This is a genomic window from Sphingobium sp. EP60837 (genome assembly GCF_001658005.1).
GTDB lineage: Bacteria > Pseudomonadota > Alphaproteobacteria > Sphingomonadales > Sphingomonadaceae > Sphingobium > Sphingobium tyrosinilyticum.
The window spans coordinates 857,669-869,148 of sequence record NZ_CP015987.1; the positions used below are offsets into that span (position 1 = coordinate 857,669).

Genomic DNA, 11,480 nt, shown 5'->3' on the forward strand with positions numbered 1-11,480 from the left:
AGCGCCTCGAATTGTGCGCTGTCGATCGGGGTGATGGCGGGCGCGCTCATGTCAAAATTCTATTCCCGCTTGGGCCTTCACACCGCTGCGGAAGGGATGCTTGACCATCGTCATCTCGGTTACAAGATCGGCCGCCTCGATCAGCGCTTCGGGCGCGTTGCGTCCGGTGATCAGGACATGCTTCATCTCGCCCCTTCCGCTCACGGTTTCGACAACTTCCTCCACCGGCAGATAGTCGTAACGCAGGACGATATTAAGCTCATCGGCCAAGACCATATCATAGGCGGGATCGGCGATCATCCGCTTTACCTCATCCCATGCTTCGCGGGCGAGCGCGATGTCGCGGGTCTTGTCCTGCGTGTTCCAGGTGAAGCCTTCGCCCATGGGCTTGAACGTGACATTGTCCGGAAACGCATCGAACACGACTTTTTCTCCGGTCGTCATCGCGCCCTTTACGAACTGGACGACGCCCACCTTCTTGCCATGACCAATGGCGCGCACGACCATGCCGAGCGCAGCTGTCGTCTTGCCCTTACCCTTGCCGGTATGGACGATCAGCAGGCCCTTTTCCTGCGTTTTGGTCGCCATGATCTTTTCATGCGCGGCCTGCTTCTTCTTCATCTTCTCTGCATGTTGTTCGGGCGTACGTTCGATCATGAGCGGTCTTCCTTGAGGCTGGAGAGGAGCATGGCGGCGCTGTTGGACCTGGGCTTCCACAGCCCCCGGTCGAGTGCTTCGGACAGGCGCGCGGCGGTTTCGCGCAGGGCGGCGGGATTGACCTCTGCCATGAAGGCGCGGACGGCCTCATCCTCGATGAAAGCGGCGTGCACGGCGTCGAAATGATGGTCCTTGACCGCATGGGTCGTGGCGGCAAAGGCGAAGAGATAATCGACCGAGGCCGCAATCTCGAACGCGCCCTTGTATCCGTGGCGCATCATTCCCGCGATCCATTTGGGATTGGTGACGCGCGCGCGGACGATGCGGCCGATCTCATCCTCCAGCGTGCGGACGACCGGCCGTTCGGGGCGGCTATGGTCATTATGATAGCTGAGCGGCTTCTTGCCGGACAGGTGCTCGACGGCGGCGGCGATGCCCCCCTCGAACTGATAATAATCGTCGCTGTCGAGCAGGTCATGCTCGCGATTGTCCTGGTTCTGGATCAGCGCGTCGGCCTGGGTCAGACGCTGCGCAAACAGGTTGCGCTCCGCATCGCCCTCGACGCCGCCGCCATAGGCATAGCTGCCCCAATCCAGATAGATGTTCGCAAGATCAGCCCGATCGTGCCACAGCCGTTCGTCGATCATCGCCTGCAGCCCCGCGCCATAAGCGCCCGGCTTTGATCCGAAGACGCGGGCCCCGGCACGGCGGGCAGCCTCCTTCTCCGGCAGGCCCTGAGCCGCAAGGGCAGCGCTTTCCGCTCGGTGCCGGGCGGCGGCGGGATTATCCTCGTCCGGTTCGTCCAGCGCCATCACGGCGCGCGCCGCGCTGTCGATCAGGTCAATCTGCTCGGGAAAGGCGTCGCGGAAGAAGCCCGACACCCGCAAGGTTACATCGACGCGCGGCCGGTTCAACTCGGCGATCTTCATGACCTCAAAGCCGGTGACACGGCCCGACGCCCAATCCCAGCGCGGCCGCACGCCCATCAGCGCCAATGCCTGCGCAATGTCGTCGCCGCCGGTGCGCATGTTGGCCGTGCCCCAGGCGGACAGCGCGATCGCGCGGGGATAGTCGCCCTCGCGCTGCAGATAATCCTGCACGATCAGCTCAGCCGATCGCTGGCCCAGATTCCAGGCGGCGACGGTTGGGATCGCCCGGGTATCGACCGAATAGAAATTGCGCCCGGTGGGCAGCACTTCGGGGCGGCCGCGTGTCGGCGCACCGGACGGGCCGGGCGGAACGAAGCGCCCATCAAGGGCCTTGAGCAAAGCCGCCTTCTCCGCCTCTCCGCAGGCATCGACGCGGGGCGCAAGGTCGTGCGTTATGGTGCCCAGGACAGCCGCGCTTTTGGGTCCAGGCGCGGGCGCTCCACGATCCAGCAGATCGATGGCATGGAGTTCGAGCCGCTCTACCATGTCGCCAGTGGTTCGCCACAGTTCCGCTGAAAGCGCCCCGAGCAACTCCGGTCTTGGCCCCGTCCACGGCGCACCCATGCTACAGTCGAGCGGATCGAACCCTAGCCCAAAATCATCCGCCAGCGCCCGTAACAGCGACTGATGGCCGTCATGTTCCATCCCCCTGGGGCAACGGGCCAGCGCCAGCAGCAGGTCCCGGCGCAGCGATCCCTCCGGCGACCGGGTAAAGACATGCAGACCATCCCTGATCTGCATTTCCTTCAATTCACACAGATAGTTGTCGATCGCAGCTAAGGCATCATCTCCGCTACCTTGCGCCCCGGCATCCTTGTCGAGCCCCTGACTGGCGGCAAGGGCCAATATGTCCTTGCGCAGCGTCTCCAACCGGCGCGGGTCCATCCCGGCGGCGAGATAATATTCATCGACTAGCGCCTCCAGTTCCTTGAGTGGCCCATAGGTCTCCGCGCGGGTCAGCGGCGGCGTCAGATGGTCGATGATGCAGGCCCCGATGCGGCGCTTTGCCTGCGTGCCTTCGCCCGGATCATTGACGATGAAGGGGTAGATTTGCGGCACCGGCCCGGCGCAGATTTCAGGGAAGCAGCTTTCCGACAGCGCAATGGCCTTGCCGGGCAGCCATTCCAGATTGCCGTGCTTGCCGACATGGACGACCGCATGGGCGCCAAATTCGCGGTTCAGCCAGATGTGGAAGGCGAGATAGCCATGCGGCGGCGGCAGCGCGGGGTCGTGGTAGCTGCTCTTGGGGTCGATATTATAGCCGCGCGCGGGCTGAACCGCGATCGCCACATTGCCGAAACGATGCACGGGTAAGTGGAAGGCGTTCTCTCGGAAGAACGTATCGGCTTCAGCACCCCCCCAGCGCGTCGTGATCGCCTCGCGGGCCGCTTCGGGAAGGGAACGGAAGGCGGCCTCATAGTCGGTCAGCGAAAGAGAGGGCGAGGGTTTCGATCGTTTCAGCGATGCGGGAGCGTTGGTCACCCCGCCCGTCATCAGCTGCATCAAGGCCGCGCCACCGGTTGGCGCGTCCCCTGTTGCATAGCCTGCCTCTGACAGCGCGTGAAGGATGGCCGCCGCGCTGGCCGGCGTGTCGAGCCCGACGCCGTTGCCGATGCGCCCATCCTTGTTCGGATAGTTGGCAAGGACCATCGCCACCCGACGCTCCGCCGCGGGCGTTCGGCCAAGTTTCGCCCAATTCGCAGCGAGTTCAGAGACGAAGCTTATGCGATCCTGCAGCACCTTCGGCACGACGATGCTGCACTGCGTCCGCTCATCGAACCGTGCGGCCGCCTTGAAGGCGACGGCGCGGGTGAAGAGGCGGCCGTCCACTTCCGGCAATGCGATGTGCATGGCCAGATCGCGCGCCCCCAATCCCCGCACGCTGGCTTCCCAGGCGCTTTGCTCGGCGCTGGCGAAGATCGTCTGCAGAACCGGGCAGTCTGCCTGCTCCAATATTGACGGCGTTCGGGGTTCGCCGGGCGCCGAAGCGGCAAAGGCGGTCGCATTCAGGATGACGTCCGGCCGCGTCCCGTCCATCAGGCTCCGCAGAAAGTCGCGGGCGAAGGGTTCGCGCAGCGCACGGACATGGACCGGCAGCACGTTGAGGCCCGCCAGCTCCAGCCCCTGAACCATGGCGTCCACCGCGTCCAGCGTCCCGGCGATCAGCAGGGCCCGATAGAAAAGGAACAGGACGGTGGGCTGGCCGTCCCGCCAGCGGCCTTTCACCTGATCCAGCGCGGGCCGCTCGATGCCGGGTAGATAAAGCCCCGCATCAGCCACCGGCACTGGAGCGTCGGCTTCCCCTGCGTCCATCCCCGCCAGCCGGGCGGCGGTCTTCAGGAAGGCGGTCGCATTGGCCACGCCGCCTTGCCGCAGATAATCGCGCAGCCGGTCACAGGTTTCCGGCGGCAGGGTAGAGGCGGCGCGCAGGTCCGGATCATCCTCCTGTCCATCTGCGATGGCAGCGAAGGCGATGCCCTTTTCCCGCGCGACATTGGCAATTTCATCAATGCCATAGGGCCAATAGCTCTTACCCCCGAGCAGCACGACGCAGACAAATTTGGCGTGAGCGATCACCTTCTCGACATAGAGATCGACCGAATAGGGATGCTTGAGCTGAAGCAGGTTGGCGAGCCGCACGCTGGGCGCGTCCTCGCCCAAGGGCGCTGCCGCGCTCGCGAAGCAGGCAAGGTCGCTGTCCGCCACGGTCAGCAGCACGATGTCCCCCGGCGACTGGCCAAGGTCGATCGCTTCGTCTCCGTTGGAAACCGTGCCGGGCGTGGCGGTGAGCAGGTGCATCAGGCGGCGGCCATCTTCAGCGAGAGCGTCTGTTCGATGGCTGCGCGGTCGAGGCCAGCCTGACCGATGACCACCAGCCGCGAACCGCGCCGTTCATCCGCCTGCCACTGCCGGTCATAATGATGCTGGATGCGCGGTCCGACGGCCTGGATGACCAGCCGGGCAGGGCGTCCCGCGATGGCGATGAACCCCTTGACCCGCAATATGTCATGCGCCGCGATGGCCTGTTCCAGCGCCACCAGCAACGGGGCAGGATTGCCCTGCTCGCTCAGTTCCACCACGAAACTGTCGAAATCCTCATGGTCATGATCCTCCTCATCATCATGATGGGAAGGGCGCGCGTCGATCTGCTCCTCCACGCCCGCCCTAAGGCCCAGCAGGACTGCCGGGTCGATCTCCCCCCGCGCGGTGCGGACGATCCGCACGCCGGGGCGAATTTCGCCGGCAAGGTCCCGCTCCAGTTCGGCAAGCCTGCCAGGCTCCACCAGATCGGTTTTGTTGAGCAGGACGAGGTCCGCGCAGGCCAGCTGATCCTCGAACAGCTCCTCGATCGGGCTGTCATGGTCCAGCGTCGGGTCGGCAGCGCGCGCTGCGGCCAGCGCAGCTTCATCATGCGCGAAACGGCCCGCCGCCAGCGCGTCCGCATCGATCAGCGCGATCACGCCATCGACGGTCGCGCGGGTGCGGATATCGGGCCATTGGAACGCCTTCACCAGCGGCTTGGGCAGCGCAAGGCCGGATGTTTCGATGATGATATGGTCGGGCGGCACATCTCGGTCGAGCAGCCGCTGCATGGTCGGCAGGAAATCATCAGCGACAGTGCAGCAGATGCAGCCGTTGGCCAGTTCGATGATGTCCTCGTCCGGGCAGGCTTCGTCGCCGCAGCCTTTCACCAACGATCCATCGACGTCCACATCGCCGAACTCGTTGATGATAAGGGCGAGGCGGCAGCCCCCCGCATTTTCGATGAGGTGACGGATCAGCGTCGTCTTTCCAGCGCCGAGAAAGCCTGTGATGACGGTGGCGGGAACCTTGCTCATGCTCATTATCCTTGGTTGGGGAGAAGCACTTCGATCTCGTCGAAGCGCTTCCAGCGATAGATGGCCCAGCTCACCAGCCAGCAGGCGGCGAACAGGCCGATGATGAAGAAGCCGAGGCTGTTGAAATGCTCGCCCAGATTGGCGGCGATCGACCAGATGCCGCCGCTGAGGCCCAGCTTGTCGCCTAGCAGCGCTGCCGCCTCGATCCCGCCGATGACGATGGCGACCAGAGCCGACACCAGCGTGATGGTGATATTATAGTAGAGCTTGCGGATCGGCTTCACGAAAGCCCATTGATAGGCGCCCATCATCAGCGCGCCGTCCGCCGTGTCGATCAGCGCCATGCCCGCCGCGAAGAGCAGGGGGAAGATGAGGACCGTCGCGATCGAAAGGCCGTTTGCCGCCTGTCCCGCCGACAAGCCCAGAATGGCGACCTCGGTCGCTGTGTCGAAGCCGAGGCCGAACAGAAAGCCCAGCGGCGCCATGTGCCAGCTGCGCGTGACAAGGCGGAACAGGGGCCGGAAGATACGCGCCAGGAAACCGCGGTTTCCCAGCAATATGTCCATATCCTCATCGATATAAGCACCGCCGCAGCGAACATGATTGAAGGTCTTCAGCACCGACCGCAGGATCATCAGGTTCATCGCCGCGATCGCGAACAGGAAGGTGGCCGAAACCACCGTCGCGATCGTCCCGCCGATTTCGCCCACTTGCTCGACCCGGCTCAGCGCACTCGCCGCCAGCGCGATCACCACGGCGGCGATCAGCACGATGCCGCTATGGCCGATCGCGAACCAGAGGCCGACGGTCAGCGGCCGCTGCCCTTCCTGCATCAGCTTGCGCGTCACATTGTCGATCGCTGCGATATGATCGGCATCGACCGCATGCCGCAGCCCCAGGCTCCAGGCGAGCAGGGCAGTGCCCAGCATCATCGTCTCGCCCGCAAAGATCAGCAGCGCCCACAGCCACAGGGCGAGGTTCACGCCTATCAGCGCTGCGAACATGCCGGTGGCGCGGCGTCGAAGTGCCGGAACATCTGTTTCCATCGGAGACCCGTCTCCCGTCCGGCGTCAGCGAAACTGGACGGGCTCCTCCGCTAACGCGGCCGGCATGATGCGCCGGACGGACACCTGTTGGCGTCCGGCACGCATGCCGGTGCGGACCCCGCCGCACGCGTCGCTCAGACGGAAAACCGTGCCCCGGCCATCCCCTGGACCAAAGCAAGAGCGACCAGACGCTGGCAGGTCTCCTGGCTTGCGGGTCATCGCTCGACACATGGCCTTCCCGGGCCTCGCAGGATTTAGCGTCCGGCCCAGTGGCTGCCCCCCGATTGTCACGGAAGGTCGATATATGTCTCGCTCACCGCTTACAGTTGCAGGGACAGCCGCGGATTGGGACGCTTGGGACGTCCGCACCGCATTCCCTTTTAAGCCTCTATTGAGGCACCGGCGCGATCAGTCGCCGTGCATAGAGGCTACGCGTGAGGATGGGAAGCCCATGACGCGCAATTCGCATGAAAACTGGGAAGGGGCCGGGCGCTCCCATGCCGAGAGAATGCAGCCTGTCACCAAAAAGAAACATCGCTGTCATTCAAGAGTCATATAAATGACATAGCCGCCGCTGCACTCAGACAGGAGGAGACAGGGCGGTGAAAGGTCTAAAGGCGGGTGGCGCGGCAATGATGGTGAGCTTGCTTGCCTTGACGCCGGAGGTGGCGCAGGCGCAGAGCAATGAGGCATTGCAGCGCCAGATCGACGAACTCAAGGCGCAGGTACAGGCCCTCACCAACGCGCTGACCGCCAGCAAAGGCGTCGGGCCTGTCGCCGCCGCTCCCACCTCCGCCACGCCCGCGGCTCCCGCGCCTGCCGCACTGGCCGCCGCGCCTGCGCAGCCGGCTGCTACGGCCGCTTCTGCGCCCTCGCCGAAATCCAAGGCATGGTATGATCGGCTGTCGCTGCGCGGTTACACCCAGATGCGGTACAATGCCTTTTTGTCGGGCGACGACACGGCCCCGGCCGGGCAGTCTCGCCTGCGGTCCGTTCATGACAGTTCGATTTCGGATCGCGGCAGCTTTTCGCTGCGCCGCGCGCGCCTGGTGCTTCAGGGCGACATTTCCGACCGCGTTTCGCTCTATCTGCAGTCAGATTTTGCCACGGCTGTGAACAACCAGGCGGGCAGCGAACGCCGCGAAGGCTTCGTTCAATTGCGTGATGCCTATGCCGATGTCTTCCTCGACAAGGCAAAGACCTTTCGCGTCCGGTTCGGGCAGTCAAAGGTGCCCTATGGCTGGGAGAATATGCAGTCGTCTTCCAACCGGCTGACGCTCGACCGCAGCGACGCGATCAACAGCGCAGTTCCCAGTGAGCGCGACCTTGGCATCGTCGGCTATTATACGCCGCCTTCTGTCCAGAAAATCTGGGATCGGTTGGGGCATGACGGGCAAAAGCTGTTCGGTAATTATGGCGCTTTTGGCGTGGGCGTGTTCAATGGTCAGGGCACCAACCGAACGGAACAGAATAGGGGGCTGATGAAGGTCGCCTTCGCCACTTGGCCCTTCGAACTGGACGGTCTTGGCGAAGCCTTCGCGGGCCAAGTGTTCGAAATCGGCGGATCGGCAATGATGAACGATGTTCAGCCTGAGCTGCGCAGCGGATCGGTCAGTGCAATCGCCTATGACGATGACCGAGTCGGCATCCACGCCATGCTCTATCCGAAGCCCTTCGGCATTCAGGCCGAATGGAATTGGGGCAAGGGGCCGGAATTTGACCGCGTCAGCCAATCGATCGAAACGAAGAAGCTGCGCGGCGGCTATGTCCAGGCGATGTACCGCCTGCCCACGGACTCGATCGGTACGCTGATCCCCTACGCCCGCTGGCAACATTATCGCGGCGGTTGGAAGGCATCGACCAATGCCCCGCGCCTGGAGACCGACGAATTCGAACTCGGCATCGAATGGCAGCCGTGGAAGGCGCTGGAATTCACGCTGGCCTACGCCCGGATGAAGCGGGCCGAAGCGGATGAACGCCGCGTCGGACGCGCGGAAGGCGATCTCATCCGTACGCAGGTGCAATGGAATTATTGAACCACAAGATTAAACATTCCCCGTTCGTTGCGAGAGAAGTCGAGAAACAGGTGCCGCATAAAGGGCTCGACACGAACGGGATGGGTGAACACGGGCGGAGCATTGCGCCCTTCGCTCCGTCACCTTAGATCATCTCCATGATCGAGGGAAAGCCCGCCATGTCCGCCGCCTCATCCCTGACGGGCGAACCTTCATTCTCCTTCACTCAGTTCAGCCGCGATGGCGCCGCAGCCACGGTCGCGCGCGAGCTTGCCGAGGAAGCGCCGGTAGCCATAGAGTTTAACGGCGTCGGCTATGCCGTTCTGATGGCCACCCCCGCCGACATAGCCGAACTGGTGCAAGGATTTGCCCTCGCCGAACGTCTGGTGAGCGCCGAAGACGCCCCGTTGGCCGTCGATATCCACACCACTGCGGATGGCGTCATCGCCCGCGCCACCCTCCCGCCCGATCGTGTCGAGGGTCTGCTCGGCCGGGTCCGCCATCGCGTGTCGGATTCCTCCTGTGGCTTATGCGGCGTTGAAAATCTGGAGCAGGCGATCCGCCCGCTTCCGTTTGTCACCTGCCGCTCGAAAGCAAGCCGCGATGCGATTTTCCGGGCGCTGGAGCAGTTGCACGAACATCAACCGCTCAACGCGCGCACCGGCGCCACCCACGGCGCGGCGCTGGTCGATGCCGATGGCGTGATCCGCGCGGCCTTTGAAGATGTCGGCCGCCACAACGCCTTTGACAAGCTGATCGGGGCGATGCGGCGGCAGGACCTCTCCTGGGACGGCGGCTTTGCGCTGCTGTCCTCGCGCTGCTCCTATGAACTGGTGGAAAAGGCAGTGCTGGCCAACTGCCCGTTGCTCGTCACCATTTCGGCCCCGACCCGCCTTGCCGCCGATCGCGCGCAAAGCGCGGGCCTGCCGCTGGCGGTGCTGGCGCGGTCCGACGCGATGCTGGCGACCGTCACTCTCGAATGATCAGCGCCCCGTAAGCGGGCAAGGTCCCGATCGCCGCGCCATTCACCGCCGCTACGATCTCGCCCTTCGGCGCAAACTCATTTGGCCAGACTGCCGCCTCCGCCGACAGGTTGAACACGCATAGCAGCGCGTTCCCATCCGCATCCCGGCGAAACACAAGCCTGTTCTCATCCGCGAGCAGCAATTCCATGCCGCCATGGCGCAACGCTCCATTTTCCTTGCGCAGCGCCAGCATCACGCGGGTGAAGTTCAGCAGCGAGTCCGGATCTTCCTCTTGCGCATCCACGGCACGCGCCAGATTCTCTTCCCCCAGCGGCAACCAGGGTGTCGCCGTGCTGAACCCCGCTTCGCTTGCGCTCGCTTCCCACGGCAACGGCGTGCGCGCCCCGTCGCGTGAAAGGGTCAACGGCCAATTGGCGATAGCCTCCGGGTCCTGCAGCCGCTCGAAGGGGATATCGACCTGCGTGATCCCCAGTTCCTCCCCCTGATAGAGGATCGCATTGCCGCGCAGCGCGACCAGAAGCGCCATCTTCTGCCGCGCGAACGCCGACCGGTCCTCCATCGCGCACCAACGCGACAGGGCGCGTGGCGCATCATGATTTTCGAACGCCCAACTCGGCCATCCCATGCCCGGCTTATCAGGCCAGCGCGCGACGGTTTCGGCGACCAGCGCTGGGGTCAGCGCCGCAGCATAAAGGAAATCAAATCCATAGGCGCTGTTCAGCCGCTTTTCTCCGGCCGTATAAGCTTTCATCTCTTCCTCGGCGCGGTTGCCGCCGACTTCGGCCATGGTGAAAATCGCCCCATAACGGTCGGTGAGCGCCCGGATGCGCTCGACAAAGCCCAACATATCGGGATGCGATTGGCTGTAGCGGCGAATCTGATAGTCGAACGGCCGGGTGCGCGGCTTGCCATCGTCCGGTGCAGGCGGATTGTCGCGCAGCATAGGGTCGTGCATCGCATGATTGAGCGCGTCGAGCCGGAAGCCGTCCACGCCCCGCTCCAGCCAAAAACGCATGGCGTCCAGCAGCGCATCCTGCACCTTGGGATTATGGACATTCAGTTGCGGCTGGCTGCTAAGAAACTGGTGCATATAATATTGCCCTCGGCGCGCGTCCCAGGTCCAGGCCGGGCCACCGAACACCGACTGCCAGTTGCACGGCGGCGTGCCGTCGGGCTTTGGATCGGCCCAGACATACCAGTCATGCCGGGGATTGCCCTTATTCTCCCGGCTTTCGCGAAACCAGTCATGCAGGTCCGATGTATGGGCATAGACCTGATCGATCGTGACCTTGAGGCCCAGTTCATGCGCCCGCGACACCAGCGCGTCGAAATCCTCGATCGTGCCGAATATCGGATCGACCCCGCAATAATCCGCGATGTCATAGCCAAAGTCGCGCATCGGCGACGTGAAGAAAGGCGAAATCCAGATCGCGTCGGCCCCCAACCGGGCGATATGCTCCAGCCGCCGCGTGATGCCGGGCAGATCCCCGATCCCGTCGCCATCGGAATCCTGAAAGCTGCGCGGATAGATTTGGTAGATGACGGCGCCCTTCCACCAGGGCTGGCCGGAGTCGCTCATGGGTGACGCTCCCTTGCTGCACCCGCAGCATACACATGTCCCCGCCGCCATCTACCGCTTGCGAGCAGGCCATCGCCGCTTTATCAGCAGCCCCGCGACAGGTTCCCCGTTAGGGGATCAAAAGGGAAGTCGGGTGCGATACCCGCGCTGCCCCTGCAACTGTAAGCGGTGAGCGGACCGGCCACAGCGCCATTGGGGATCAACTGTTCCCGAGAAGGCGGCCGGAAAGCACTGACCCGTGAGCCAGGAGACCTGCCTGCCGCAGTCGTTCTTCGACCGGACAGGGTGTGCCGGGCGAACGGGGTCTCCCTCGCGCAGCGACAGCCATCGCCTTTCCGGTCCGCTTGCTTGCGTGCCTGGACAAGGCTGTTCGCGGTTCAAGAAGCGGGAGGACCCTGATGACGGTCTTTCATGTGCATATGATTATGA

7 protein-coding genes and 2 riboswitches are annotated in these 11,480 nt (G+C 63.8%); of the genes, 2 read left to right on the forward strand and 5 right to left on the reverse strand.

Features of this window, described 5'->3' with window-relative positions; genetic code table 11:
• Positions 1–51 precede the first annotated feature (51 nt).
• From cobO to EP837_RS16910, 4 genes are read right to left on the reverse strand one after another with little or no spacing between them, the layout of a single operon-like run.
• Positions 52–657 (reverse strand): cob(I)yrinic acid a,c-diamide adenosyltransferase, encoded by a 606-nt coding sequence (cobO, locus tag EP837_RS16895; protein ID WP_066531134.1) that lies wholly within the window; start codon positions 655–657, stop codon positions 52–54.
• Positions 654–4,385 carry a cobaltochelatase subunit CobN gene (gene cobN / locus EP837_RS16900; protein WP_066531136.1) on the reverse strand — a complete coding sequence of 1,244 codons (3,732 nt, stop codon included), beginning with the start codon at positions 4,383–4,385 and terminating at the stop codon, positions 654–656. The genes cobO and cobN overlap by 4 nt, the downstream gene beginning before the upstream one ends.
• Positions 4,385–5,425 (reverse strand): cobalamin biosynthesis protein CobW, encoded by a 1,041-nt coding sequence (gene cobW, locus EP837_RS16905; RefSeq protein ID WP_082919821.1) that lies wholly within the window; start codon positions 5,423–5,425, stop codon positions 4,385–4,387. Before cobW ends, cobN begins: the two co-directional genes overlap by 1 nt.
• A gap of 5 nt (positions 5,426–5,430) precedes the next feature.
• Positions 5,431–6,471, reverse strand: a complete 1,041-nt coding sequence (locus EP837_RS16910) for a HoxN/HupN/NixA family nickel/cobalt transporter (protein ID WP_066531141.1) — start codon at positions 6,469–6,471, stop codon at positions 5,431–5,433.
• Positions 6,472–6,647: 176 nt separating this feature from the next.
• Positions 6,648–6,890, reverse strand: a riboswitch (cobalamin riboswitch).
• A 213-nt stretch (positions 6,891–7,103) separates the two neighbouring features.
• On the opposite strand from EP837_RS16910, the gene EP837_RS16915 reads away from it, so the two are divergent.
• On the forward strand, positions 7,104–8,507 hold the full coding sequence (locus EP837_RS16915) for a porin (RefSeq protein WP_066531144.1): 1,404 nt from the start codon (positions 7,104–7,106) through the stop codon (positions 8,505–8,507).
• A 158-nt stretch (positions 8,508–8,665) separates the two neighbouring features.
• Entirely contained in the window at positions 8,666–9,469 is an 804-nt protein-coding gene (gene fdhD, locus EP837_RS16920) for a formate dehydrogenase accessory sulfurtransferase FdhD (protein WP_066531760.1), read from the forward strand.
• Here fdhD and EP837_RS16925 read toward each other — a convergent pair.
• Entirely contained in the window at positions 9,456–11,051 is a 1,596-nt protein-coding gene (locus EP837_RS16925; protein ID WP_066531145.1) for an alpha-glucosidase, read from the reverse strand. The genes fdhD and EP837_RS16925 overlap by 14 nt on opposite strands.
• Before the next feature lie 82 nt (positions 11,052–11,133).
• A riboswitch (cobalamin riboswitch) is annotated at positions 11,134–11,325 on the forward strand.
• The last annotated feature ends 155 nt before the right edge of the window (positions 11,326–11,480 follow it).

Coding starts and splice junctions, on each gene's coding strand:
- cobO (WP_066531134.1), bottom strand. CDS start 657: ATGATCGAACGTACGCCCGAACAACATGCAGAGAAGATGAAGAAGAAG.
- cobN (WP_066531136.1), bottom strand. CDS start 4,385: ATGCACCTGCTCACCGCCACGCCCGGCACGGTTTCCAACGGAGACGAA.
- cobW (WP_082919821.1), bottom strand. CDS start 5,425: ATGAGCAAGGTTCCCGCCACCGTCATCACAGGCTTTCTCGGCGCTGGA.
- EP837_RS16910 (WP_066531141.1), bottom strand. CDS start 6,471: ATGGAAACAGATGTTCCGGCACTTCGACGCCGCGCCACCGGCATGTTC.
- EP837_RS16915 (WP_066531144.1), top strand. CDS start 7,104: ATGATGGTGAGCTTGCTTGCCTTGACGCCGGAGGTGGCGCAGGCGCAG.
- fdhD (WP_066531760.1), top strand. CDS start 8,666: ATGTCCGCCGCCTCATCCCTGACGGGCGAACCTTCATTCTCCTTCACT.
- EP837_RS16925 (WP_066531145.1), bottom strand. CDS start 11,051: ATGAGCGACTCCGGCCAGCCCTGGTGGAAGGGCGCCGTCATCTACCAA.